The 26,004-nt window shown below is 64.1% G+C and carries 23 protein-coding genes; 16 read left to right on the forward strand and 7 right to left on the reverse strand.

Annotated elements, in window-relative coordinates; all coding sequences use genetic code 11:
* Positions 1-219: 219 nt before the first annotated feature.
* From NKH99_RS12155 to NKH99_RS12170, 4 genes are read right to left on the reverse strand one after another with little or no spacing between them, the layout of a single operon-like run.
* The gene (locus NKH99_RS12155; protein WP_353014204.1) at positions 220-1,260 is read right to left on the reverse strand and encodes a heme-dependent oxidative N-demethylase family protein; all 1,041 of its coding nucleotides are present in this window, start codon (positions 1,258-1,260) and stop codon (positions 220-222) included.
* Between the two features lie 9 nt (positions 1,261-1,269).
* Entirely contained in the window at positions 1,270-2,235 is a 966-nt protein-coding gene (locus tag NKH99_RS12160; RefSeq protein ID WP_352502039.1) for a PDR/VanB family oxidoreductase, read from the reverse strand.
* Positions 2,232-2,828: a dimethylamine monooxygenase subunit DmmA family protein gene (locus tag NKH99_RS12165; protein WP_023673995.1), complete on the reverse strand. Its 597-nt coding sequence runs from the start codon at positions 2,826-2,828 to the stop codon at positions 2,232-2,234. Before NKH99_RS12165 ends, NKH99_RS12160 begins: the two co-directional genes overlap by 4 nt.
* Positions 2,829-2,842: 14 nt before the next feature.
* Entirely contained in the window at positions 2,843-3,976 is a 1,134-nt protein-coding gene (locus tag NKH99_RS12170) for an aminomethyl transferase family protein (protein ID WP_352542205.1), read from the reverse strand.
* A 287-nt stretch (positions 3,977-4,263) separates the two neighbouring features.
* Between NKH99_RS12170 and NKH99_RS12175 the strand changes: the two genes are divergently transcribed.
* The 16 genes from NKH99_RS12175 to NKH99_RS12250 all read left to right on the forward strand — a co-directional run bounded on the left by NKH99_RS12175 (position 4,264) and on the right by NKH99_RS12250 (position 22,143).
* Complete coding sequence (locus NKH99_RS12175; RefSeq protein ID WP_352472310.1) at positions 4,264-4,551, forward strand: hypothetical protein; 288 nt, start codon at positions 4,264-4,266, stop codon at positions 4,549-4,551.
* 11 nt (positions 4,552-4,562) lie between these two features.
* Positions 4,563-4,940, forward strand: a complete 378-nt coding sequence (locus tag NKH99_RS12180) for a hypothetical protein (RefSeq protein WP_023673992.1) — start codon at positions 4,563-4,565, stop codon at positions 4,938-4,940.
* 15 nt (positions 4,941-4,955) lie between these two features.
* On the forward strand, positions 4,956-5,117 hold the full coding sequence (locus NKH99_RS12185) for a hypothetical protein (RefSeq protein ID WP_023673991.1): 162 nt from the start codon (positions 4,956-4,958) through the stop codon (positions 5,115-5,117).
* Between the two features lie 15 nt (positions 5,118-5,132).
* Complete coding sequence (locus tag NKH99_RS12190) at positions 5,133-6,533, forward strand: APC family permease (RefSeq protein ID WP_352755444.1); 1,401 nt, start codon at positions 5,133-5,135, stop codon at positions 6,531-6,533.
* A 46-nt stretch (positions 6,534-6,579) separates the two neighbouring features.
* Positions 6,580-7,260, forward strand: a complete 681-nt coding sequence (locus tag NKH99_RS12195) for a hypothetical protein (protein ID WP_352502041.1) — start codon at positions 6,580-6,582, stop codon at positions 7,258-7,260.
* Positions 7,257-7,589, forward strand: coding sequence for a hypothetical protein (locus tag NKH99_RS12200; protein WP_353014207.1), 333 nt, complete (start codon positions 7,257-7,259; stop codon positions 7,587-7,589). The genes NKH99_RS12195 and NKH99_RS12200 overlap by 4 nt, the downstream gene beginning before the upstream one ends.
* A gap of 84 nt (positions 7,590-7,673) precedes the next feature.
* Positions 7,674-8,567, forward strand: coding sequence for a class II glutamine amidotransferase (locus NKH99_RS12205; RefSeq protein WP_353014209.1), 894 nt, complete (start codon positions 7,674-7,676; stop codon positions 8,565-8,567).
* Between the two features lie 4 nt (positions 8,568-8,571).
* Positions 8,572-9,306 (forward strand): GltB/FmdC/FwdC-like GXGXG domain-containing protein, encoded by a 735-nt coding sequence (locus NKH99_RS12210; protein ID WP_353014211.1) that lies wholly within the window; start codon positions 8,572-8,574, stop codon positions 9,304-9,306.
* Positions 9,307-9,312: 6 nt separating this feature from the next.
* Positions 9,313-10,641, forward strand: a complete 1,329-nt coding sequence (locus NKH99_RS12215) for an FMN-binding glutamate synthase family protein (protein ID WP_023673984.1) — start codon at positions 9,313-9,315, stop codon at positions 10,639-10,641.
* A 33-nt stretch (positions 10,642-10,674) separates the two neighbouring features.
* A complete protein-coding gene (gene glnT, locus NKH99_RS12220) occupies positions 10,675-11,982 on the forward strand; it encodes a type III glutamate--ammonia ligase (RefSeq protein WP_023673983.1) in 1,308 nt (435 codons plus the stop codon).
* A gap of 36 nt (positions 11,983-12,018) precedes the next feature.
* Positions 12,019-13,272 carry a sarcosine oxidase subunit beta family protein gene (locus tag NKH99_RS12225; RefSeq protein WP_352569362.1) on the forward strand — a complete coding sequence of 418 codons (1,254 nt, stop codon included), beginning with the start codon at positions 12,019-12,021 and terminating at the stop codon, positions 13,270-13,272.
* 17 nt (positions 13,273-13,289) lie between these two features.
* Positions 13,290-13,565 (forward strand): sarcosine oxidase subunit delta, encoded by a 276-nt coding sequence (locus NKH99_RS12230; RefSeq protein WP_353014213.1) that lies wholly within the window; start codon positions 13,290-13,292, stop codon positions 13,563-13,565.
* A gap of 223 nt (positions 13,566-13,788) precedes the next feature.
* Entirely contained in the window at positions 13,789-16,770 is a 2,982-nt protein-coding gene (locus tag NKH99_RS12235; RefSeq protein ID WP_353014215.1) for a sarcosine oxidase subunit alpha, read from the forward strand.
* Positions 16,763-17,392 (forward strand): sarcosine oxidase subunit gamma, encoded by a 630-nt coding sequence (locus NKH99_RS12240; RefSeq protein ID WP_353014217.1) that lies wholly within the window; start codon positions 16,763-16,765, stop codon positions 17,390-17,392. The genes NKH99_RS12235 and NKH99_RS12240 overlap by 8 nt, the downstream gene beginning before the upstream one ends.
* Before the next feature lie 273 nt (positions 17,393-17,665).
* Entirely contained in the window at positions 17,666-20,035 is a 2,370-nt protein-coding gene (locus tag NKH99_RS12245) for a trimethylamine N-oxide demethylase (RefSeq protein WP_353014219.1), read from the forward strand.
* 398 nt (positions 20,036-20,433) lie between these two features.
* Positions 20,434-22,143, forward strand: coding sequence for a trimethylamine N-oxide permease (locus NKH99_RS12250; protein ID WP_352472299.1), 1,710 nt, complete (start codon positions 20,434-20,436; stop codon positions 22,141-22,143).
* A gap of 147 nt (positions 22,144-22,290) precedes the next feature.
* On the opposite strand, the gene msuE is transcribed toward NKH99_RS12250, so the two are convergent.
* The 3 genes from msuE to NKH99_RS12265 all read right to left on the reverse strand — a co-directional run bounded on the left by msuE (position 22,291) and on the right by NKH99_RS12265 (position 25,946).
* Positions 22,291-22,851 (reverse strand): FMN reductase, encoded by a 561-nt coding sequence (msuE, locus tag NKH99_RS12255; RefSeq protein ID WP_352472298.1) that lies wholly within the window; start codon positions 22,849-22,851, stop codon positions 22,291-22,293.
* Between the two features lie 112 nt (positions 22,852-22,963).
* Complete coding sequence (locus tag NKH99_RS12260) at positions 22,964-24,319, reverse strand: LLM class flavin-dependent oxidoreductase (protein ID WP_353014221.1); 1,356 nt, start codon at positions 24,317-24,319, stop codon at positions 22,964-22,966.
* Positions 24,320-24,452: 133 nt separating this feature from the next.
* Positions 24,453-25,946: an aldehyde dehydrogenase family protein gene (locus tag NKH99_RS12265; protein WP_353014223.1), complete on the reverse strand. Its 1,494-nt coding sequence runs from the start codon at positions 25,944-25,946 to the stop codon at positions 24,453-24,455.
* Between the last annotated feature and the right edge of the window lie 58 nt (positions 25,947-26,004).

Raw genomic sequence — 26,004 nt, forward strand, 5'->3', positions numbered from 1 at the left:
CCTAGGGTCTCCGCTACGGGCGTTGCGGAGACCCTAGGATCCATGCCGTAACCTCCACGCGCTGCTACGTTGAACTGCAGGGCAAGCTCGTCCTCGATTGGTCGCAAGGGGGCTAAAGGCCGGCGCTCTACGGCGCCCCCCTCTGCCCTGCCGGGCATCTCCCCCTCTTGGGGGGAGATTGGCAGCTTGACGGGCAGCGCGAACCTCGCAAACAGAACCTCAATCCGGCCCGAACCCCGGCGATGTCGCACTGCCGTCATCCAGCTTCGACAGCCATTCGACCAGCGTCGCGCGGTAGCGCGTCAGGCCTTTGTAGTTGGCGAGTTCCTCGGGCAGGTCGCGGATGACGCGGTGCAGGCGCCTTGCCCATTTCGGCTGCGTCACCAGCTCGTCCATCTTGATCAGGTAGCAGCGGATCGGGAAGACGATCGCATTCGAGCGCGGCAGCCGCCAGAAGCTCTGCAGCTCGACGCGCAGATGGACCTTGTCGCCGACGTTCTTGGGCGTCACCGTGGTCCGGTCCGGACCCCATTTGTGATAATTTTCCGGGCTGGTATCGAGGCGCGGATTGATGGTCATCGTCCAGTTCAGCCGGCGCGCCGGCTTGCCCTGCTGGATATTGGAGAGGAATTTCAGCGCCCGGACGAAGATGCCCTTCTCATGCGCCAGCGGCACCGGCGCGTGCCATTCGAAGAAGTTCATGCCGATGTCGAAATCGAGCGACCAGTCGGCCTGGGTGGTGACCATGCCGGCATCCATCCACAGATTGCCGTCGCGCTGGTCGAGGATGCAGAAATCGCCCTGGCTCTGGCGGGTGATGTATTCCATCGGCCCATAGGGGAGCGTCGAGACGTCGCCGAAGGTGAAGCTGTCGTCGATGCCGAGCGGCCGGTTGATCCAGCGCCAGCGGTCGCCATGGCGCGTCAGAGTGAAATGCTCGGGATAGCCCAGCGCCTGCTGCTCCATCAAAAGCTCGAGCAGATCCCAGCCGGCCAGCGTCATGTGCGGTAGCGACTGGCAGCGCAGCGGATCCTCGGCCAGCACCAAGGCGCGGTCCTGCATCTCGGCGACATAGTGCTCGTCGACGTCGATCAAATTCTCCAGCACGCTGCCCTTCGGCCCGACGACATGCGGCTCGATGTTGACGGCATACATGTAGCTGTCTTCATGGAACGGGAACGGGAACCGCCTGATGTGCTCGGGGCTGTTCCTGAACGTGAAGTCGTCGCGGAAGGTTTCCTTGCGAAAGGTGATGCCCAAGCTCGCCTCCTATCTTTCCAGCACCAGCGACCTGCCCTCGAAGCGCGAGACGCAGGGCATGATCTTGCAGCCCGAATGGTGGTCTTCCTCGCTCAGCCAGTGGTCGTTGTGGATGAATTTGCCGTCATGCGAAATGACGTTGGTCTCGCACTGGCCGCAGACGCCACCGCGGCAGAGATAGGGCGGATCGACGCCGGCCGCCTCGATCGCCTCGAGCAGGCTCTGCTGCTCGTCGACACGGATTGTCTTGCCGCTGAGCGCCAGCGTCACGTCGAAGGGCGCGCCGGGCTGGGGTGCGGCGAAATGCTCGAAATGCACGGTCTCCGGAGGCCAGCCGAGGGCCGCGGCACGCTCGCGCACCCAGCCGATCATGCCGGACGGGCCGCAGACATAGAGATGCGTGCCGAGCGGCTGCGACGACAGCAGCCGGTCGAGATCGACGCGCTCGTCGCGGTCGTCGTGATAGAGCCTGACCCGGCGGTCGTAGCGCTCCCTGAGCAGGTTGGCATAGGTGCCTAGCGAGGCGGTGCGGCAGGTGTAATGCAATTCGAAATTGCCGCCTTCCGCCGCCAGCTGCGCGGTCTGCGCCATGAACGGGGTGATGCCGATGCCACCGGCCAGCATCAGATGCTTCCTGGCCCGAAGATCGAGCGAGAACAGGTTGACGGGGTAGCTCACCACCATCTCCGTGCCCGGCCTGACATGCCTGTGCATGAACAGCGAGCCGCCGCGGCCGGCGTCGTCGCGGCGCACCGAGATAGTGTATTCGCGAGTGTCGAGCGGCGAGCCCATCAGCGAATAAGGATTGAGCCTTGTCCGCTCGCCATCGCGCATCTCGACGACGACATGAGCGCCGCCGGAGAAGGTCGGCAAAAGCTCGCCGTCGCGCCGGCGGAAATGAAAGCGCGTCACCAGTTCGTTGACCGGGACGACATCGCTGACGACGACATCGAGCTTGGTGGTGCCGGTGCTCATCGAAAGACCTCCTCGATCGGAGGAATTTCGCTGCGGTCCTCGGCGTTGATGCAGACGCCCTGGAAGGCGGCGAGCCGCCGCGAATAGTGGTCGCGCACCAGAAGCAAGAGGCCGCAATGCGAACAGGTTGCCGGCTGCGTCGTCACGTTCTCGGTGATGCCCTTGCAGTGGACGCACTGCATGCGGCGCGCCAGCGAGCCGCGATGCTCGGTCTGGATCGAGGTGTGGTCGATGCCGGCTTCGAGCGCCGCCTGCATGGCCTGGCCGATCAGCCCCTCGGTGCCGGCAAGATAGAGCCTGAGTCCCATATGCGCGTTGGCCAGCGTCTGCTTCAGCCGCGGCAGGGCGCTGGCAAAGGAATGGCCGAGGTAGAACTGTGCCGGCTTCAGGGCTTCGAGCGCATCGGCGTATTTGCCGTCGCGGCCGGGAATGAAGATGATGTGGGCGCCACCGAAGAAATCCGCCGGTGCCTTGGCGGCCAGATCGGCAATCGCCAGCGCTCCCTCTGCATCCGCTATGAAAAGATGATGCTTGCCAGGCTGCGGAGACAGGGTCCCATAGACCGGGCGGCTGATGATGCTTTTCGCTGCCATACCCGCAGTATGCCTCAGCCTTTCGCCGTGCGCTTGGTCTTCTTCGGATCATCGAAAGGAAGCGGCTCGGCGGTTGCGCTGATGGTGCCGCTCTTGTTGCGGATCTCGAGCCTGGTGCCCTGCACCGCGCAGTCGACGTCGAGCCGGGCAATGCCCATCGATTTTTTGACCAGCGGCGAATACATGGCGCAGGTCACCACGCCGACCTTTTTGCCGTCGCGATAGACCGGCGCGCCCTCGTCGGCCGGCTCCTTGCCTTCGAGCAGCACGCCGAAGATCTTGAAGCGCTCCTTGCCCTTGAGGCGATAATGCTCCTCGGCGCCGCGAAAGCCCGTCTTGCCGGGGCTGACGGTGAAGTCGAGACCAAGCTCCCACAGCGTGTCGCCGGGGCCTTCGTTCTCGAACGGGTATTTCTGCGAATTGTCGTAGGGGTAAAACAGCAGGTAGCTCTCGACGCGCAGCATGTCGAGCGTGGTGAAGCGGCACGGGATGATGCCGGCGCTCTTGCCTTCGTCGAGGATCCTGTCCCAGATCGTTCCGGCGTCCTGGCCACGGCAGAAGATCTCGTAGCCGCGCTCGCCGGTGTAGCCGGTGCGCGAGATCATCACCGGGAAGCCGAACAACTGCGTCTGCATGTGATGGAAATAGTTGAGGTCGCGAATGCCGGGCACATGCTTTGCCAGATAATCGACGGCGGTCGGGCCTTGCAGCGAAAGATCGTGCAGATTGTCGTCGAAGCGCAGCGACACGTCGCGACCGACGGAAGCGCGCTGCAGTTCTTCATGCCCGGTGCCCGAGCCATGCACGACCATCCAGGAATTCGGGCCGGTGCGGTAGAGGATGCAGTCGTCGGTGAACTTGCCGGCCTCGTTGAGCATGCAGGCATAGGCCGACTTGCCGGGATAGATCTTTTCGACGTCGCGCGTCGTCGCCAGATCGATCAGGTGCGAGGCGTGCGGCCCGGTGATGTGGACCTTCTTCAAGCCGGACACGTCCATCAGGCCGGCCTTGGTGCGGATGGCGATATACTCTTCGTCGGCGTCCTTGTCGTAGGTCCAGGCGGTGCCCATGCCGCTCCAGTCCTCGAGCTTCGAGCCGAGCGCGCGATGGCGGTCCGCAAGCGTCGAAAATCTCCAGGATGCCGTCATCCGCTGGTCCTCCGTTCGAAAGAAACTTTTTTGCTTTCCCCTGCTCCCTGCACACAGGCGGGAGCGTTGCCTTGAATATTGATCGCAAACGCCGGGAGCCTGCAATACCCGTAAGCAAATAATTTCATTGTCAGGCAAATCCGGCGAGCTCAAACAAACGGTTAACGTCGCGTAAAATCGTCTTGACAATTCCAGAATTCGGCCGGATTTTATGAAAAAAATTTCACTCTCTTGAAAGAGGGCAATGACCGGCCAATCCGGACCGGCGTTGAAAAAGGGGAAAGCCGATGTCCGACCTGCAACAGCGCGTGGAAGCGTTGTACCGTTCCGACGTGCGTGGATCCGTGCTCCTGATCGTCTGCCTGTGGGCGACGATCCTCTTTGTCCTGTTCATGACATGGCCATACGTCCCCGACGCCGGCATCAAGCTCGTCGTCGCGGTCGCCGCCGCCGCGGTGCTGATCTTCAACACGGCCGCCATTCTGGCGATGGTCAACCACTACAAGGAAGACAAGGACTTCATCTACGGCCTCGACATCAAGAACGCCGACGCCTACCGCAACCGCAAGTCCTGAGGGGGAGACGCATGGCCCGCTATACACCGCCCGAACAGAGCAAGGCCGGACAGGTTTTCGATATCGCCGTCGTCGTGGTCGCGATTTTCGTCGCGCTGTGGCTGCCGCTGAAACTAGGTCTGGCAGGGGCGGCAAAATCCATCGACGCGCTCGACGCCAAGACGTGGGAAGCGCTCGGCCAGAACCCGACCATGGCCTCGATCTGGGAAAAGCTCGGCTACACGCCGGAAACCGCGCACGACATCATCCAGAACCGGTTCCACTACATCATCGACTGGCCGACGCTGATCATCATGGCGGCGGTGCTGATCGGCTATTTCATCTTTCTGTTCCGCGCATCGGACCGCGAATACCGCGACGTCATCGACGAAAAGTTCGGCGACAAATAGATAGGAAGCATCGTCATGTGGGTGGCACTCTCTTACGCATGCTGGGGCATCTCGATCGTGCTCGCGCTGTGGATGCTCTACGACTGGTTCAAGATCGACACGACCTATTCCGAAGAGATGCTGACCTCGTCCAGGGAAGGCGAACTTGAAGCCGTGTCCGAAAAACACCGGATCTGAGTGGGGGATTGAACGATGACGATCACGGCTGAACCAGCGGTGCAAGTGCAGGGCGACAGGGTTTCACTGCTCAGGGTGCTCGGCCCCGCCCATGTCTGGGCGCTCGGTGTCGGCATCGTTCTGGTCGGCGAATTCACCGGCTGGAATTTCGCGGCGGACAAGGGCGGCGCGCTGGCGGCGCTGATCGTCTGCTGGATCGTCGGGCTGCTCTACACCTCGGTCGCGATGATCGATTCCGAAGTGACCTCGACGGTTGCCGCCGCCGGCGGCCAATATGCGCAGGCCAAGCACATTGTCGGGCCGCTGATGGCCTTCAACGTCGCGCTGTTCCTGGTCTTTGCCTACACCATGCTCGAAGTGTCGGACGCGATCCTGCTCGGCGACACCATCGTCGCCAAAGCCGGCGTCGAGGGCCTCACCCATAATTCCTTCATCGCCGCGACAATCGTCGTGCTGGCATGGCTGAACTATCGCGGCGTGCTGATGACGCTTAACGTCAACTTCGTCATCACTGCCATCGCCTATGTCTCGATCGTCATCCTGTTCTTCTCGGTCAGCCCGTGGACGCAAGGCGCCGTGCTCAAGCTCAACGAGTTGGTGACCCCGGGCAACGCCCTGCCCTATGGCTGGATCGGCGTCATCGCCGCCTTCCAGTTCGGCATCTGGTACTATCTCGGCATCGAGGGCACCACGCAGGCCGCCGAGGAAGTGCGCTCGCCGGCGCGCTCGCTGCCCTATGGCACGATGGCCGGCATGATCACGCTTTTGATCGCCGCCGCCATGACCTGGTATGTCTGCGCCTCGCTGATGCCCTGGGAATATCTCGGCATCACCTATTATCCGCTGTGGGACGCGGGCAAACTGACCGGCAGTGCGCTGCTGGAAAACCTGTTGTTCATCGCGACGCTGCTTGCCGCGCTCGCCTCCGCCAATGGCTGCATCAACGACGCCGCGCGCGCCTGGTTTTCGCTCGGCCGCGACCGCTATCTGCCGACCTGGTTCTCGGCGGTGCATCCGAAATACCGCACGCCCTATCGCTCGATCCTGTTTCTGCTGCCGATCGCGCTCGCCTTCGCCTTCATCGCCGACCTCAACCAGGCGATCACCTTCTCGATCCTGTCGGGCGTGCTGCAATACACCTTCATGAGCATCAACATCATTATGTTCAGGAAAAAGTGGCCGCTCGGCTCGATCCGCCGCGGCTACACCCATCCGTTCCACCCGCTGCCGGCGATCGTCTTGTTCTGCCTTTGCGTGGTCACCTTCTTTGCGATCTTCCTCGGCTTCGGCTCGCAGCTGATCGCCATGGTCGCCTTCTACTTCCTGATCTCGCTGTGGTTCCACTTCTACCGCTACAAATTCGTGCGCCGTGGCGCCCAGTTCACCATGCCGTGGCCGAAGCCGCAGGGCTACTGACGGCGCGCCCGGTCTGGGCGGGCATTTGTGTGACGAGGTGCGTTAGGTGATCTCAGCATTGCTCGCCGGGGCGGTTGCCCTGGCTCTCTTCCTCCATATAGCCTGGCTCGCGCGGGCCAGCCGCGCCAAGGCCTCGACCGGGCTTGCCGCCGACGAAGCCGGCGTCCGCGCCGTCATCCCCGACGCGGCCAACGTCTCGGACGGCACCGCCGGCGTCGTCACCTTCGCCGGCTCGTGGAACGGTCGGCGGGTGCAGGTACGGACCATCGTCGACACGCTGGCGATAAGGAAGCTGCCGGCGCGCTGGCTGAGTGTTTCGATCACCGAAAAGGTCGCGATACCAGGCACTTTCGATATGATGATGCGGCCCGGATCGCCGACGACTTTTTCCAATTTCGATCATCTCGTCCATCCGCTGCCGAAGGCGGCGGGGTTTCCGGCCGAGGCGGTGCTGCGGAGCGACCGCAAGGGCGTGCGCTTCCCCGAAGCCATCATCGCCGGCCACCTCGATGTCTTTGCCGAGGAGCGCGCCAAGGAATTGCTGATCACGCCGAACGGCGTGCGCATCGTCTGGCTGCTGGCCGAGGCCGAGCGGGCGCGCTACGGCGTATTCCGGCAGGCCGAATTCGGCGCGGTCAGGCTCGATCCGGTGCTGATCGAGAGGCTGCTGTCGTCGGCTTCGGCGCTGCGCGATGCCATCAATCAAAGCGAACGGCAAGCGGCATGATCAGCCAGATCACCACCTCCCCCGCACCACCGAGCCCCTATCTGGTTCTGGGCGCTGCGATCGTTTTGCCGGCGAGCGGGCATGTCGTGCTCGGCGTGCCGGTGCGCGGCCTGCAATTCCTGTTCTTCATGGTGATCCTTGCCTGGGTCACCGCCAAGATCGCGCCGCCCGACGCCAGCTTCGTCGGACGCCATGCCGGCGGCTTCCTGATCTATGCCCTGTCGATCCTGGATGCCTACAAGGTCGCTCGCATCCGCTATGCCAAATGGGTTCACAATGGCGGCCAGCGCAGCGATAGTGCGGCCGGCGGCGCCTCAGCCGATATATAACGACAGGAAAATTTTTTTCATACCAATTGAATTCCCGGGACTCATTCGATACATCTCGGAGGGAACAAACTCGCGGAGGCTGACATGTGCGGAATCGTCGGACTGTTTTTGAAGGACAAGTCGCTCGAGCCCCAGCTTGGCGCGATGCTGTCGGAGATGCTGATCTCGCTCAGCGATCGCGGTCCCGACAGCGCCGGCATCGCCATCTATGGCGCGTCCTCCAATGAAGCCAAGATCACCATCCAGTCGGCCAAGCCGGAGCGCGATTTCCGCGGCCTCGACGCCGAACTTGCCACGGCAATCGGCGCGCCGGTGAGCATTGCTGCGAAGTCGACGCATGCCGTGGTCCGGACGATGCCTGCCAAGATCGACGAAGCGCGCGAGGCGATCCAGACGCTGCGCCCCGACATCCGCATCATGGGCGCCGGCGACGTCGTCGAAATCTACAAGGAAGTCGGGCTGCCCGAAGCGGTCGTCGACCGTTTCGGCGTCCGCGAGATGACCGGCACGCACGGCATCGGCCATACCCGCATGGCGACCGAATCGGCGGTGACGACGATGGGCGCGCATCCGTTCTCGACCGGCGCCGACCAGTGCCTGGTGCATAATGGCTCGCTGTCCAACCACAACAATGTCCGCCGCGAGCTGATCCGCGAAGGCATGACATTCGAGACCGAGAACGACACCGAGGTCGCTGCCGCCTATCTCTCCTCGCAGATGGCGCATGGCAAGAACCTCGGCGAGGCGCTGGAAGGCACGCTGAGCGATCTCGACGGGTTTTTCACCTTCGTCGTCGGCACCAAGAACGGCTTCGGCGTGGTGCGCGACCCGATCGCCTGCAAGCCCGCAGTAATGGCCGAAACCGACCAGTATGTCGCCTTCGGCTCGGAATATCGTGCGCTCACCAAACTGCCCGGCATAGACAATGCGAAGGTCTGGGAACCCGAGCCCGCAACCGTCTATTTCTGGGAGCATTGAACCAATGCCGGCAATTAACCTCTCCAAGGCGGCTCGCGAGCCGGGCCATGCGTCACGGGTCTTCGATCTGGCCGAAATGTCGCTGCGCGAGCTCAACCAGGCGCTGCACGATCTGGCGCCCGGTTCGAACGAGACCGCCTGGGAGGTGCTCCACCCGCGAGGCAGCCATTCGGTCGCCGTCGGCGTCGACCAGCCGCTCGCCATCGATGTGCGCGGCAGCGTCGGCTATTATTGCGGCGGCATGAACGACGGCGGCACCATCACCGTGCATGGCTCGGCCGGGCCCGGCGTCGGCGAGAACATGATGTCCGGCCAGATCGTCGTCAAAGGCGATGCCAGCCAGTATGCCGGCGCCACCGGCCGGGGCGGGTTGCTCGTCATCGAAGGCAACGCGTCGTCGCGCTGCGGCATCTCGATGAAAGGCATCGACATCGTCGTCCATGGCAATATCGGCCACATGTCGGCCTTCATGGCGCAGTCCGGCAACCTCGTGGTGCTGGGCGACGCCGGCGATGCGCTCGGCGATTCCATCTACGAGGCGCGGCTTTTCGTGCGCGGCAAGGTCGAAAGCCTCGGCGCCGACTGCATCGCCAAGGAGATGCGGCCCGAGCATCTCGAATTGCTGCAAGGCTTGCTCGACCGCGCCGGCGTGACCGGCGTCAAGGCGGCGGAGTTCAAGCGTTATGGCTCGGCTCGTACCCTCTACAATTTCAATATCGACAACGCCGACGCGTATTGAGGCTCAATGACCTATCGCAACCCGCCGACGACGCCGCGCAAATCCGCGACCTTCGACGACTACACGCTTTCCGAGATCCGCCGCGCCGCGGCGACAGGCATCTATGACATCCGCGGCGCCGGCGCCAAGCGCAAGCTGCCGCATTTCGACGACCTTCTGTTCCTCGGCGCCTCGATCTCGCGCTATCCGCTCGAAGGCTATCGCGAGCGCTGCGACACCAGCGTCGTGCTCGGCTCGCGCTATGCGAAAAAACCGATCGAATTGAAAATCCCGATCACCATTGCCGGCATGAGCTTCGGCTCGCTGTCCGGCCCGGCGAAGGAAGCGCTTGGCCGCGGCGCGACGCTGTCCGGCACCTCGACGACCACCGGCGACGGCGGCATGACCGAGGAAGAGCGCGGCCATTCGAAGACGCTGGTCTACCAGTATCTGCCGTCGCGCTACGGCATGAACCCGCGCGACCTGCGCCGTGCCGACGCGATCGAGGTTGTAGTCGGCCAGGGCGCCAAGCCAGGCGGCGGCGGCATGCTGCTCGGCCAGAAGATCTCCGACCGCGTCGCCGAAATGCGCACGCTGCCGAAAGGCATCGACCAGCGCTCGGCCTCGCGCCACCCCGACTGGACCGGGCCGGACGACCTCGAGATCAAGATCCTCGAACTGCGCGAGATCACCGACTGGGAAAAGCCGATCTACGTCAAGGTCGGCGGCGCGCGGCCGTATTACGACACCGCGCTTGCGGTGAAATCGGGCGCCGATGTCGTCGTCGTCGACGGCATGCAGGGCGGCACGGCGGCGACCCAGGAAGTGTTCATTGAAAATGTCGGCCAGCCTACGCTTGCCTGCATCAGGCCGGCCGTGCAGGCGCTGCAGGATCTCGGCATGCACCGCAAGGTGCAGCTGATCGTCTCCGGCGGTATCCGCAACGGCGCCGACGTCGCCAAGGCGCTGGCGCTCGGCGTCGATGCGGTGTCGATCGGCACGGCAGCGCTTGTCGCGCTCGGCGACAACGACCCGCGCTGGGAGGCGGAATACAACGAGCTCGGCACCACCGCCGGCGCCTATGACGACTGGCATGAGGGTCGCGACCCGGCCGGCATCACCACGCAGGATCCCGAGCTAATGAAACGGGTCGATCCGATCGCGGCCGGCCGACGGCTGGCGAATTATCTTAAGGTGATGACACTTGAGGCTCAGACAATCGCCCGCGCCTGCGGCAAGAACAGCCTGCACAATCTCGAGCCCGAGGATCTTGTGGCCTTGACGATCGAAGCCGCCGCCATGGCCGGCGTGCCGCTGGCCGGCACCAACTGGATACCGGGCAAGAACGGCTTCTAAGACAAACCAAATGCCAGTAAGCGAGGAACTATAATGGGGAACGATCTCGCCGCCTTCGCCAAGGAAAAGGGCGTCAAATATTTCATGATATCCTACACCGACCTGTTCGGTGGACAACGCGCCAAGCTGGTGCCGGCGCAGGCGATCGCCGACATGCAGCGGGACGGTGCCGGCTTTGCCGGCTTTGCCACCTGGCTCGATCTGACGCCGGCGCATCCCGACATGCTGGCGGTGCCGGATCCGGCCTCGGTGATCCAGTTGCCTTGGAAGCCGGAGGTCGCCTGGGTCGCCGCCAACTGCATCATGGACGACAAATCGGTCGAGCAGGCGCCGCGCAACACGCTGAAGCGGTTGATCGCGGAGGCTGCTGGCGACGGCATGCACATCAAGACCGGCGTCGAGGCCGAATTCTTCCTGATCTCGCCGGATGGCAAGACGATTTCCGACGAATATGACACGGCGTCGAAGCCCTGCTACGACCAGCAGGCGGTGATGCGCCGCTACGACGTGATCGCCGAGATCTGCGACCACATGCTGGCGCTCGGCTGGGGCGCCTACCAGAACGACCACGAGGACGCCAACGGCCAGTTCGAGATGAACTGGGCCTTCGACGATGCGCTGGCGACCGCCGACAAGCATTCCTTCTTCAAATTCATGGTGAAATCGGTCGCCGAAAAGCACGGCTTGCGCGCAACCTTCATGCCTAAACCCTTCCAGGGCCTGACCGGCAATGGCTGCCATGCGCATATCTCGGTGTGGGACAAAGACGGCAAGACCAATGTCTTTGCCGACAATGCGATGGAGCTCGGCCTGTCGGCCAAGGGCAGGAATTTCCTCGGCGGCATCATGAAACATGCGTCCGCGCTTGCCGCCATCACCAACCCGACGGTCAATTCCTACAAGCGCATCAACGCACCGCGCACCATCTCCGGCGCCACCTGGGCGCCGAACACGGTGACCTGGACCGGCAACAACCGCACCCACATGGTGCGCGTGCCCGGCCCCGGCCGCTTCGAGCTGCGCCTGCCGGACGGCGCGGCAAACCCGTATCTGCTGCAGGCGGTGATCATCGCCGCCGGCCTTGACGGCGTCCGCTCGAAGGCCGACCCCGGCAGGCGCTACGATATCGACATGTACCAGTTCGGCCATACGGTCGAGGGCGCGCCGAAGCTGCCGCTCAACCTGCTCGACGCGTTGCGCGAGTTTGACAACGACAAATCGCTCAAGGCGGCGCTGGGTGAGGAATTCTCGTCGGCCTATCTAAAGCTGAAGCAGCAGGAATGGAATTCCTATGCTTCCCACTTCACCCAGTGGGAGCGCGACCACACGCTCGACATCTGATCCGGAATTGTTGCACGCCCGGCGCGAAACAGGTTCATGAAATACTCGATCTTCTCCCTCGCCCGGGCGGCATTTTCCGGCCATAAGAACTGGCAGCGCACCTGGCGCGACGCCAGCCCGAAGAGCCACTACGACGTGGTGATCATCGGCGGCGGCGGCCATGGCCTGGCGACGGCATGGTTCCTCGCCAGCGAATACGGCATCAGGAATGTCGCCGTGCTGGAAAAAGGCTGGATCGGCTCCGGCAATGCCGGCCGCAACACAACCATCATCCGCTCCAATTACGGGCTGCCCGGCAATACCGGCTTCTACGAGCTGTCGATGAAGCTGTGGGAGCGGATGGAGCAGGACCTCAACTACAACACCATGGTCAGCCAGCGCGGTGTCATCAACCTCTACCATTCCGACGCGCAGCGCGATGCCTATGCGCGGCGCGGCAACACCATGCGCATCAACGGCATCGATGCCGAACTGCTCGATCTGACGGCGGTCAGGAAGATGATGCCGTTCCTGAACTTCGACAACGCACGTTTCCCGGTGCAGGGCGGGCTTTTGCAGCGGCGCGGCGGCACGGCGCGGCACGACGCCGTGGTCTGGGGCTATGCGCATGCGGCGAGCGCGCTCGGCGTCGACATCATCCAGAACTGCGAGGTGACCGGTTTTGTCCGCGATGGCAGTGGCAAGGTGACCGGCGTCGAGACGAGCCGCGGCAGGATCGGCGCGGCCAAGGTCGGCATGGCGGTCGCCGGCTCCTCGTCGCGCGTCGCGGCGATGGCCGGCATGCGGCTGCCGATCGAAAGCCATGTGCTGCAGGCCTTCGTCTCGGAGGCGATCAAGCCGCTGATCCCCAACGTCATGACGTTCGGCGCCGGGCATTTCTACGTCAGCCAGTCCGACAAGGGCGGCCTGGTCTTCGGCGGCGACATAGACGGCTACAATTCCTACGCCCAGCGCGGCAATCTGCCTGTCATGGAAGACGTCTGCGAGGGCGGAATGGCGCTGATGCCGATGATCGGCCGGATACGGCTGCTGCGTCAGTGGGGCGGCATCATGGACATGTCGATGGACGGCTCGCCGATCATCGACAAAACACCGGTCGACGGGCTCTATCTCAACGCCGGCTGGTGCTATGGCGGCTTCAAGGCGACGCCCGGCTCCGGCCTGGTCTTTGCCCATCTGCTGGCGCGCGACGAGCCGCACAAGGAGGCTGCCCGCTTTCGCCTCGACCGCTTCCGGCGAGGTGCGATGATCGACGAAAAGGGCCAGGGCGCCCAACCGAACCTGCATTGAAGACTGGCTGAAGAAGCATGCGCATTGTCTGTCCCTTCTGCGGCGAACGCGAACTCGGGGAGTTCACCTATCTGGGCGACGCCAACCCGGTGCGTCCGGCGGCCGGCGCCACCGAAGACGAGGTCTTCGACTACGTCTATCTGCGCGACAATGTCGCCGGGCCGATGAGCGAATACTGGTACCATGGCGGCGGCTGCCGGGCCTGGCTGAAGGTCGCCCGCAACACGCTGACGCATGAGATTTCCTCCGTCGAGCCGGCGGCCGGCGTTGGTGCGAGGCAGGCTGCAAGATGAATTCTGTCCAGGTTAGCGCCGCCCCTCACCTGCCTGCCGGCCTCCTCTCCCCGTATAGAGACGGGGAGAGGGGCGCCGCCATCGATTGTTTCGCCAATCATCGACGTTCCCTGAAAGGCGCCGAGGTTGCGGCCAGCCCCCTTCTCCCCGTCCCTATACGGGGAGAAGTGCCCGGCAGGGCGATGAGGGGCAGCGCGGCGCTCCTGCTTAAGGGCCAGCAAACGTGACCTCCAGCCAGCCCCATCGTCTCGTATCAGGCGGTCTCATCGATCGCGCCGCGCCGCTGGCCTTCCGCTTCGACGGCAAGAGCTTTGCCGGCTTCCAAGGCGACACGCTGGCCTCGGCGCTGATCGCCAATGGCGTCAAGCTGGTCGGCCGCTCGTTCAAATACCATCGGCCGCGCGGCATCCTGACCGCTGGTTCGGAGGAGCCCAACGCGCTGCTCGAACTGCGCAGCGGAGCGCGGCGCGAGCCGAACACCAAGGCGACCACAGCCGAACTCTATGACGGGCTCGAAGCCGCCAGCCAGAACCGCTGGCCGTCGCTGCGCCACGATCTGATGGCAGTCAATCAGCTGTTCGCGCCGATCTTCGTCGCCGGCTTCTACTACAAGACCTTCATGTGGCCGGCGAAATTCTGGGAAACGATCTACGAGCCAACGATTCGCCGCGCCGCCGGGCTCGGCCGCGCTGCTGGCGTCGCCGATCCCGACCATTACGACAAGGCGTGGGCGCATTGCGACGTGCTGATTGCCGGGTCCGGCCCGGCCGGGCTGGCTGCGGCACTGGCGGCCGGGCGCGGCGGCGCCCGCGTCATCCTGTGCGAGGAAGATTTTGCGCTTGGCGGCCGTCTGCTCGCCGACGGCGGCATGATCGACGGCGCGCCGGCGGCCGAATGGATTACGCGCACGCTGGCCGAACTCGCCGCACTGCCCGATGTCCGCATCATGACCCGCACGACATTGTTCGGCGTCTATGATGGCGGCATCTATGGCGCCATCGAGCGGGTCAACGACCACCTGCCCTCGCCGCCCGAGCACCAGGTGCGCCAGCGGCTGTGGCGGATCGTGGCCAAGCGCTGCGTCGTCGCCGCCGGCGCCATCGAGCGGCCGATCGTCTTTGCCGGTAACGACACGCCGGGCGTGATGATGGCTTCGGCGATGCGGACCTATGTCGCGCGCTACGCGGTTACCCCTGCCAGGAGGATCGCGCTGTTCACCAACAATGAGGATGGCTGGCGCACGGTCGAGACCGTGCTTGGCGCCGGTTTGCAGATCGCGGCGGTCGTCGACGCGCGCCCGGACGTCTCCGCCGCGCATCGCGCGCTTGCCGCCAAGGGCGGCTTTGCCGTGCTCAACGGCTCGGTCAGCGGGGTCGAAGGCGGCAAGGACGGGGTCCGGAAAATCGTGGTGGCGCTGACCGGCGGCGCACGGGCGGAAGTCGAAGCCGACGGGCTTGCCGTGTCCGGCGGCTGGAATCCGGCGGTCGGGCTGACCTCCTATCATCGCGGCCGGCCGAAATGGCAGGACGATATCGCAGCCTTCGTGCCGGATGGTGCGCCGCCCGGCATGATGGCCGTCGGCGCCGCCAACGGCGCCTTCGGGCTGGGCGACTGCCTGCGCCAGGGCTTTGCCGCGGGTGCTGCGGCAGCGCAGAGTGCTGGACGCGGCGGCAATGCCGGCACATCGCCGGTCGCCGACAGCGAGGCGTTTTCGCTGACGCCGCTTTGGTATGTGGCCGGCAAAGGGAAAGCCTTCGTCGATTACCAGCATGACGTGACCGCGTCCGACATCGAGCTGGCGCAGCGCGAAGGTTTCGAATCGGTCGAGCATCTCAAGCGCTATACGACGCTCGGCATGGCCACCGACCAGGGCAAGACCTCGAACGTCGCCGGTCTCGCCATCATGGCGGCAATCAGCGGCAAATCGATCCCCGAAACCGGCACGACGATCTACCGCCCGCCCTATGTGCCGGTCGCCATCGGCGCCTTCGCCGGCCATCATCGCGACGAAGACTTCCATGCGACGAGGCTGACGCCGTCGCATCACTGGGCAGCCGAACAGGGCGCGGTGTTCGTCGACACCGGCCTGTGGAAGCGCGCGCAATGGTATCCGCGCGCCGGCGAAAAGGACTGGCTGGAATCGGTCACCCGCGAGGTCAAGGCGGTGCGCTCCGGCGTCGGCTTCTGCGATGTCTCGACGCTCGGCAAGATCGACGTGCACGGCCCGGATGCCGGCGCCTTTCTCGACCGCGTCTACATCAACACCTTCTCCAGTCTCGCCGTCGGCAAAGCCCGCTACGGGCTGATGCTGCGCGAGGACGGCATCGTCTATGACGACGGCACGACGTCGCGGCTGGCCGAGGACCACTATTTCCTGACCACCACCACCGCCAAGGCCGGGCTGGTGATGCAGCATCTCGAATTCTGCCGGCAGGTGCTGTTCCCCGAATTCGACGTGCAGCTGACATCCGTCTCCGATCAATGGGCGCAGTTCTCGATCGCCGGGCCGAAGACCCGGGACCTGCTTCGGGAAATCGTCGATCCGGCGGAGGATTTGTCGAACGAGGGCTTTCCCTTCATGGGGGCGCGGGAAGTCGCGCTTCGCGGTGGCAACAAGGCGCGGCTGTTCCGCATCTCGTTTTCGGGCGAAATGGCGTTCGAAATTTCGGTTCCCGCCCGCTATGGCGAGGCGCTGGTGCGCAATTTGATGCTGGCCGGCAAGCCGTTCGGCGTTACGCCCTACGGTACCGAGGCGCTCGGCGTCATGCGCATCGAAAAGGGCCATGTCGCCGGCCCGGAGCTGAACGGCACGACGACCGCCGCCGACCTCGGCCTCGGCAAGATGATGTCGACCAAAAAAGATTTCATCGGCCGCGTCATGGCCGGGCGCGAGGCGCTGATTGCCCCAGACCGGCAGGTCGTAGTCGGCATCAAGCCGGTCGACAAGACGCGCCGCCTGCGCTCCGCCGCGCATATCATTCCGAAAGGCGAGACGCCCGGTCCCGGCAACGACCAGGGCTATGTCACTTCGGTCTGCTTCTCGCCCATGCTCGACCAGTGGATCGGGCTGGCGCTTGTTGAGCGTGGCCGCGAGCGCATTGGCGAGATCGTCCATGCGCATGACCCGCTCCGCGGCGAAGACTACGACGTCGAGCTGTGCAGCCCGGTCTTCTACGATCCGGATGGAGGGCGCCAGCGTGGCTGAGTTTTCCTGGATTGCCCGCAGTCCGCTGGAGAAAGCGCTTGTTGTCGGCGCGTATGGCGCGCGCGGCACGGCGGCCGGCGTATCGCTCACCGAGATCCGCAATTTTGACCTGATCCAGGTGATGGCGCGGCGCGGCAAAGCGGCAGAACTGGCGAAGGCCGCCGAAACCCGCTTCGGCGTTGCCGCCCCGGAAACGCCCAAGGCGACCCGAACTCCCGACGCTACGCTGATCTGGTCGGGACCGGATCAGTTCCTGGTCCTGTCCAATGGCGGCAAGCACGCAAGCGAACCGCTGAGCCAGGCGTTTGCGCAATCCGCCTCGTTGTCCGACCAGTCGCATGCCCGCGCGCTGATCAGCGTTTCCGGAGAAAAGGCGCGCGCGATGCTGGCCAACCTGTCGTCGCTAGACCTGCACCCCGCGGTGTTCCCGGCCGGCACCGCTGCGGCGACCTCGGTCGATCACACCAGCATCAATCTCTGGCGCGGCAATGACCGGCCGGACGGACAGGCGGTGTTCAATCTTCTGGTGTTCGCCACCTTCGCGGAAAGCCTGTGGCATACGATACTGGACGCTGCCGCCGAGTATGGCGTCGAGATCGGGCATTCCGAGGAATTGGGGTAGGATTGTGCGCCACCTTCCCTTCTCCCCTTGTGGGAGAAGGTGGCCGAGCGAAGCTCGGTCGGATGAGGGGTGCTCCAGCTTGGCTATGACGGCACTCCGTCCAACACCCCTCAACCGTCTCGGCGCTGCGCGCCGATCCACCTTCTCCCACAAGGGGAGAAGGAAGAGGCGCGCGCCTCGCCTTCACTTGCCAACTCCGGCTCTTCTATCCTATTCTTCCCGCTAAAATAATTTCACACACAGGCAAACTTGTTTCTCGAAACCAAGGTTGAGATGAGCCAGTCGCCCTACCCCGCCGTCGTCGCCGGACCGCCCCGGCCGAGCCTGATCCTGCGGCCAGGCCAGATTACGCTGCCGGCCGCGATGGAGCGCTACTCGGTTCAGGGCAATGGCGCGGTGCTGATCGAGGTCGAGGCCGGCGACATTGTCACCGTGCGCGATGTCGAGGGCGGGCAGGCCTGCGAGCTGCTGGCATGGGACAGCAGCGACGCGACCGATCCCGGCATTCTCGGCGAGAAATCGAACAGCAATGCCGCCGGCATCAAGGCGCTGCTGGCCGAAGGCGACGACAGCCTCGCATCCTTGCGCCGGGGGCTCGAGCGGCGCCAGGTGCAGCTCGACCAGGCGAAGGCGGTTCGCGTTTTCGGCGGCGCCACCCCTGCCGGTACCGAACAGGCTTTTACCGTCGCCCGCGATGGGTCGATGCTGATTGCCGCGCCCGGCGGGCCGATGCTGGTCGACGGCCACGATACGGCGACGCCACTTAGCGTCATCATCCGCCGCGCCACCATCCGCCCGGCAGCGAAATCCAGGCTTGCCGACCCGCTGGCCGATCCCGTGCTCGACCTACGCGTCCATTCGGCGACGGCGGAGGCCTACTTCGTCAAGGCGGGCGACTATCTGCAGATCATCGATGTCGACGGGCGCCAATGCACCGACTTCCAGTGCTTTTCGGCGCGCAAGCTGGACAAGGGCCGCGATCATCCGCTCGACGTGACGACGACGCGCACGCTGATGGGTTCGAGCTATCCGATGCCCGGTCTGCACTCAAAATACTACGACCAGGACATGGAGCCGCTGGTCGAGGTTGTGCAGGACACTTGCGGCCGCCACGATGCATTCGCGCTCGCCTGCGCGGCCAAATATTACGACGACATCGGTTATCCCGGCCATCCCAACTGCTCGGAGAATTTCAACCGCGCGCTGGCCGACAAGGGTGTCACGCCTCGCGCCGGCTGGATGGCGATCAACTTCTTCTTCAACACGGCCATCGACGCGCATGGCGTCGTGGTATCGGACGAGCCGTGGTCGCGGCCGGGCGACTATGTGCTACTCAAGGCGCTCACGGACATCGTCTGCGTCTCGTCCGCCTGCCCCGACGATACGACGCCGGCCAATGGCTGGAACCTGACCGACATCCATGTGCGAACCTATCCCGGCCAGCACAAATTCTCGCGAGCGATCGCCAGACGCATGACGCCCGATTCGGAACCGAAAATGACCCGCGAGACCGCCTTTCATTCGAGCTTTGCCAAGCACACCCGCAACTTCGTCGAGTACAAGGGCTATTGGCTCGCCAATTCCTTCGCCAGGCAAGGCCCGATCGATGAATACTGGGCCTGCCGGCAGGACGCCGTGATCATGGACCTGTCGCCGCTGCGCAAGTTCGAGGTCACCGGGCCGGACTCCGAGGCGCTGCTGCAATACACGCTGACCCGCGACATCAAGAAGCTCGGCGTCGGCCAGGTCGTCTATTCCGCCATGTGCTACGAGCATGGCGGCATGATCGACGACGGCACGCTGCTCAGGCTCGGCAAGGATAATTTCCGCTGGGTCGGCGGCGACGATCTATCCGGCCAATGGCTGCGGGAAACGGCGCAAAAACTCGGCCTCACCGTGCTGGTGCGCTCCTCGACCGACCAGATGCACAATGTTGCCGTGCAGGGACCGAAAAGCCGCGACGTCCTGCGGCAGATCATCTGGACCTCGCCGCTGCAGCCGTCGATCGACGAACTCGAATGGTTCCGTTTCGCCGTCGCCCGCATCGGCGGCGGCAACGGCATTCCGGTCGTTGTCTCGCGCACCGGTTACACCGGCGAGCTCGGCTACGAGATCTGGTGCCATCCGCGCGACGCCGAAAAGGTGTTCGACGCGATCTGGCAGGCCGGCCAGACGCACGGCCTGAAGCCGATGGGGCTGCAGGCGCTCGATATGGTGCGCATCGAGGCCGGGCTGATCTTTGCTGCTCACGAGTTTTCCGACCAGACGGATCCGTTCGAGGCCGGCATCGGCTTCACCGTACCGCTGAAGACCAAGAGCGACGATTTCATCGGCCGCGAGGCACTGATCCGGCGCAAGGAAAACCCGCAGAAGAAGCTGGTCGGCCTCGACGTCGACGCCAATGTCGCCGTCGGCCACGGCGATTGCGTGCATATCGGCCGGGCGCAGATCGGCGTCGTCACCTCCGGCATGCGTTCGCCGGTGCTGAACAAGACCATCGCGTTGGCCAGGCTCGACGTCACGCATTCGGCGATCGGCACCGAGGTCGAGATAGGCAAGCTCGATGGTCACAGCAAGCGGCTGCCGGCGCGCGTCGTCGCCTTCGCCCATTACGACCCGCAAAAGACCAGGCCGCGCTCCTGACCGACGCTGCCTGGTTCTTCCCTTCTCCCTTGTGGGAGAAGGTGGATTGGCACGCAGCGCCAAGACGGTTGAGGGTGCTGGGACGAAGTGCGGGTTTGCCAATCTGGAACACCCCTCATCCGACCGAGCTTCGCTCGGCCACCTTCTCCCACAAGAAGGGGAGAAGGAAAGACCGCACCCGTTGGCAGCGCCAGCGAAGCTCGACTGTTTCACAAACGCAATGTGCACAGCGTCACAAACCACTTGACGTCAAAGCGCCTTGGGTCAATCTTCACTGCTAAGAAAAAAATACTACTGAGCGGAAAACGCCTGGGGCCGTTCAACGTGAGCGTCGATGACGCCTCGCGAGATTGCGGCTGTTGCCGATGGGGAACATCAAAAATGGGGAATCCACGTAAATGAGCACGATAGTCACCACCTTGGTGCCGCCTGCCGAAGGGCAGCTGCACCGGAACATCGACTGGCGCGGCGCCTTCTGGGTGGCAAGCGGCGTTCCGGCCCTTGTCCTGTTTTCGATCGGCGGCATCGCCGGCACCACCGGAACACTGGCCTTCCTGATCTGGGCCGTATCCATGGTCATGGGCTTCCTGCAGTCCTTCACCTATGCGGAGATCGCCGGGCTGTTCCCGAACAAATCCGGCGGCGCCTCGGTCTACGGCGCCACCGCGTGGCTGCGCTATTCGAAATTCATCGCGCCGCTTTCGGTGTGGTGCAACTGGTTCGCCTGGTCGCCGGTGCTGTCACTCGGCTGCTCGATCGCCGCCGCCTATATCCTCAACGCACTGGCGCCGGTGCCGCTGTTCACCGACACTTCGCCGGAAGTCGCCGCCTATATTGCGGCCCATGCCGGAACCAGCGCCGCCGACGCCATCACCGCGGTCACCGCGGCGGCGACGCCGGCGATCCGTAACTGGACGCTCTACGGTCACACGCTTGGCCCGGTTTCCTTCACCTTCAACGCCACCTTCTTCATCGGCGCGGTGCTGATGCTGATCATCTTCTCGATCCAGCATCGCGGCATCCTGGGCACGGCCAACGTGCAGAAATATATCGGCCTGCTGGTCATCATCCCGATGCTGATCGTCGGCGTGGTGCCGATCGTCACCGGCCAGATCAACTGGGCAAACTTCTCGCCGCTGGTGCCGCTCGCGGCAGCCTATGCGCCGGAGCCCGGCGCGTGGAACATCGCCGGCTGGACGCTGGTGCTCGGCGGCATGTTCATCGCGGCGTGGTCGACCTACGGCTTCGAGACCGCGGTCTGCTACACCTCCGAGTTCAAAAACCCGGGCACCGATACCTTCAAGGCGATCTTCTATTCCGGCCTGTTGTGCATGCTGCTGTTCATCCTGGTGCCGTTCACCTTCCAGGGCGTGCTCGGCTTGAACGGCATGCTGGCGACGCCGATCGTCGACGGCTCCGGCGTTGCCGATGCGCTGGCCGGTATGGTCGGCGGCGGACAGCTGATCCACAGCCTGCTGGTGATGCTGATGATCCTGGCGCTGGTGCTCTGCATCATGACGGCGATGGCCGGCTCCTCGCGCACGCTCTATCAAGGTTCGGTCGACGGCTGGCTGCCGCGCTATCTCAGCCATGTCAACGAGCACGGCGCACCGACGCGGGCGATGTGGACCGACCTGATCTTCAACCTGATCGTGCTGGCCATCGCCTCGGCCGACGCAACGAGCTTCTTCTTCATCCTCGCCGTGTCGAATTGCGGCTACATCATCTTCAACTTCCTTAACCTCAATGCCGGCTGGATCCACCGCATCGACAATGGCCACATCGCGCGGCCATGGAAGGCGCCGAGCTGGGTGCTCGGCCTCGGCGCGATCTTTGCCTACGTCAACGCGGTCTTCATGGGCGCCGGAGCCAAGGTCTGGAACCCGATGGCATTGTGGGCCGGGCTGATCACGGCAGCCTTGATCATCCCGGTGTTCTGCTTCCGGCATTACATCCAGGACAAGGGCAAATTCCCCGACCACATGCTGGCCGATCTCGGCATGAGCTCGTCCGACCTTGCGGTGAAAAAGGCGGGGATGCTGCCCTATCTGACGCTCGTCGCCGGCGTCGTGGTGATGCTGCTCGCCAACTGGCTGTTCGTCATCTGACGGCTTGCCTTGAGGGATCGGGCGCGCAAGGCGCGCTCGGTCCCTGCATTTTGTTCTTGCTTTGTGCCGGCAGCTATGCTACTAATTTCGGTATGGTGCTGATTCGCCCCGAGACCCGCCGCCGAGGCGGGTTTTTCTTTTTAGGGGCTATTCGGCAGCGGTGCCGGCGCGGGAGCGACCGCCAAGCGCTGCACCGATATCCTCGAGCACCTGTCCGACGCGCGCCTGGATCGTCTCGGACGCAAGCACGCCGTCGATGAAATCCCTGTCCGAAGCGTAGATCGCGGTCGGCAGCGTAAAGGCCTCGAAGAAGCCGAACAGCGGCCTCAGCTGGTGCTCGATGATCAGCGCATGCCGGTCGCCGCCGCCGGTCGCCAGCAGCACCACCGGCTTGCCCCTGAGCGCCGTCGGGTCGACAAGATCGAAGAAGTGTTTGAACAGGCCGGTATAGCTGCCCTTGTAGGTGGGCGAGCCAACGACGAGCACGTCCGCCGTGACGACGCGCTTGAGGATATCGCCCGCTTGCGCATCCAGTTCACGCGCCCATTTGGCGCCACCGAGGCTGGGGCCGAGGTCGACGACGTCATGCGTGCTGGCGGCCAGGCCATATCTGCCGGCTACCTCGTTCACGATACGATCGACGAAGCCGCGCGTCTTGGACGGCCGGGTGAAATTGCCTGAGAAACCGACAACGGCCGGATTGGTCATGATGCAAAGCCCTCGCGATGATTTCGGGCTGCCAGCCCGCTGCTGACCCTATGGACATTCGGGCCGAACGAAAAGAACGGATGCTTGCCGCGGTCTAAAATCATTACCGGTTCTAGCCAGCTTTGCGGATCGCTGCCGTCTCAGGTTGGAAGAACCGGTTTGGCGGCCGCTTCAGGCCAAGATTTTCGCGCAGGGTCGATCCTTCGTATTCGCTCCTGAAAATGCCGCGCCGCTGCAATTCGGGCACGATTTTCTCGACGAAATCATCCAATCCGGCGGGAAGATAGGGGAACATGACGTTGAACCCGTCCGAGCCTTCGGTGACCAGCCATTCCTCCATCTCGTCGGCGATGGTTTTCGAAGTGCCGACGAAGGCAAGACCGGAATAGCCGCCCAGCCGCTGCGCAAGCTGCCTGACGGTCAGGTTTTCCTTGCGCGCCAGTTCGATGACGCGCTCGCGGCCGCTCTTGCTGGCGTTGCTTTCCGGGATTTCGGGCAAGACTGAATCCGGATCGAACCGCGACGCGTCGTGGCCGAGCGCGATCGACAGCGAGGCGACGCCGCTCTCGTAGTAGACGAGGCTGTCGAGCTTGGCCCGCTTCGTCTGCGCCTCCTCGGCAGTCTCGCCGACAATGACGAAGGCGCCGGGCAGGATCTTGATGTCGTCGCGCGACCGGCCAAGTTTTTGCGCACGTCCCTTGACGTCGGCAAAGAAGCGCTGCCCCGAGGCGAGATCGGCATGGGCGGCGAAGATCACCTCGGCCGTTTCCGCCGCGAGCTGCCGTCCGGCCTCCGACGCGCCGGCCTGCACGATGACCGGCCAGCCCTGCACCGGCCGCGCGATATTGAGCGGTCCCCGCACCGAAAGATATTCGCCCTTGTGGTCGAGCACATGCAGCTTCGCCGGATCGAAATAGAGCCCGCTTTCGGCGTCGCGGATGAAGGCATCGTCGGCAAAACTGTCCCACAGGCCGGTGACGACATCGTAAAACTCCCGCGCCCGGCGATAACGCTCGTCGTGCTCGACATGCTCATCGAGGCCGAAATTCAGCGCGGCGTCGGGATTGGATGTGGTGACGATATTCCAGCCGGCGCGCCCGCCGCTGATATGGTCGAGAGAGGCGAAACGACGGGCGATGTGGTACGGCGCGTCGAACGTCGTCGAGGCGGTTGCGATCAGCCCGATACGATCGGTGACGGCGGCAAGCGCCGACAACAGCGTGAACGGCTCGAAGGACGTGACCGTGTGGCTGCGCCGCAGCGCCTCGATCGGCATGTTGAGCACGGCCAGGTGGTCGGCCATGAAGAAGGCGTCGAACTTCGCCGCTTCCAGCCTTTGCGCGAAGTGCTTGAGATGCGCGAAATTGAAGTTGGCGTCGGGATAGGCGCCCGGGTAGCGCCAGGCGCCGGTATGAAGGCTGACGGGCCGCATGAAAGCGCCAAGCCGCAATTGTCGATTTTCTGCCATGGAAAAACGCACCGATGACGACGAGCGTAACGCTCCAATTGCTCGAGCATGGGATGGCTTTGCGGCCATGGGAAGGAATTCTGTTTTGCAAAACCGTCGTCGGGGAGCATTTTTTGTGCGGGCGGCGGACCGATCAATCGATCTTGATGAACACGCCCTTGGTGTTGAGATACTCGGCGAGGTGCTCGGCGCCGCCCTCGCGGCCGTAGCCGCTCATCTTGTAGCCGCCGAAGGGCACGGCCGGATCGATGGCGTGATAGGTATTGACCCAGACCGAGCCGGCGCGGATCTTGCGCGACAGCTGGTGGGCGGTGGCGAGATTTTGGGTGAAGACCCCTGCAGCCAGGCCGTAAGGCGTGTTGTTGGCCCGCTCGACCGCCTCGTCCAGCGTATCGAACGGCAAGGCTGAAATCACCGGCCCGAAGATCTCCTCACGGGCGATCTTCATGTCGTCCGAGACGCCGGCAAAGACGGTCGGCGCGACGAAATTGCCGGCGGCAAGCGCGCCTTCCACAAGCCGGGTGCCTCCGGTGACGAGTTTCGCCCCTTCCGCGGTGCCGGCCTCGAGGTAACCGGTGACCCGTTGCAGCTGCTTTTCGGAGACGAGCGGACCGATCTCGGTCGCCGGGTCGATGCCGTCGCCGACCCTGAGACCCTTGGCGTATGCCGCGAGCCGCTCGACGAACTCGTCATGGACGGGCCGTTCGACGAAAAGGCGCGAACCGGCGATGCAGATCTGGCCGGAATTGGCGAACACCGACATCGCCGCCACCGGCACCGCCTTGTCGAGATCGGCATCGGCGCAGACGATGACCGGCGACTTGCCGCCGAGCTCCAGCGAGACGCGCTTGAGGTTGCCGGCCGAGGCCCGCACGATCGACTGGCCGGTCGCCGTCGAGCCGGTGAAGACGATCTTGTCGACGCCCATATGCTCGGCGAGTGCGGCACCTGCCTCGGTGCCGGTGCCGGTGACGATGTTGACGACGCCTTCCGGAACGCCGGCCTCGTTCATGATGTCGGCGATCAAAAGCGGCGTCAGCGGCGCCTCTTCCGATGGTTTCAGCACGATGGTGCAGCCGGTCGCCAGCGCCGGGCCGATCTTCCAGATCGACGCCGCCGTTGGCGCGTTCCAGGGAATGATGGCGCCGACGACGCCGACCGGCTCCTTGTGGGTGAAAGAGACGATTTCGCCGGGCAGCGAGTTGTCGATCGTCTCGCCGTGCAGCGCCGTCGCCATGCCGGCATAGTAGCGCAGCATGCCGATGACCCGGTTGCGATTGGCGCGGGTGCGTATGATCGGCATGCCCATGTCGGTGGTGTCGGAGCGGCTGATCTCTTCCCAGTGCTTTTCGAAGAGGTCGGCGATCCTCAGCAGCAGCACCTGCCGCTCGTAAGGCTTGAACCGGCTCCACGGGCCCTCGAACGCCTTGCGCGCAGCAGTCACCGCCAAGTCGATGTCCTGGCGGTCGGCGCGCGGCACCGTGGCGATGACCGCGCCGGTGGCGGGATTGCGGCTCTCCGTGGTCCGACCGGAGCGGGCATCGACCCAGCCGCCGCCGATGAACATCCGGCGATGGCGCCCGTCGATCGGCAGCCGTAGCGGTGCCTTTGTCTGAGCTATGGTCATGACTGTCCTCCAACCACGCGCTAGTCTTAATAGCGGTGTCGTCCTGTGTTCGGTAGCG

Origin of the sequence: Mesorhizobium sp. M0854, from assembly GCF_040319815.1 — a bacterium.
Classification (GTDB): domain Bacteria; phylum Pseudomonadota; class Alphaproteobacteria; order Rhizobiales; family Rhizobiaceae; genus Mesorhizobium.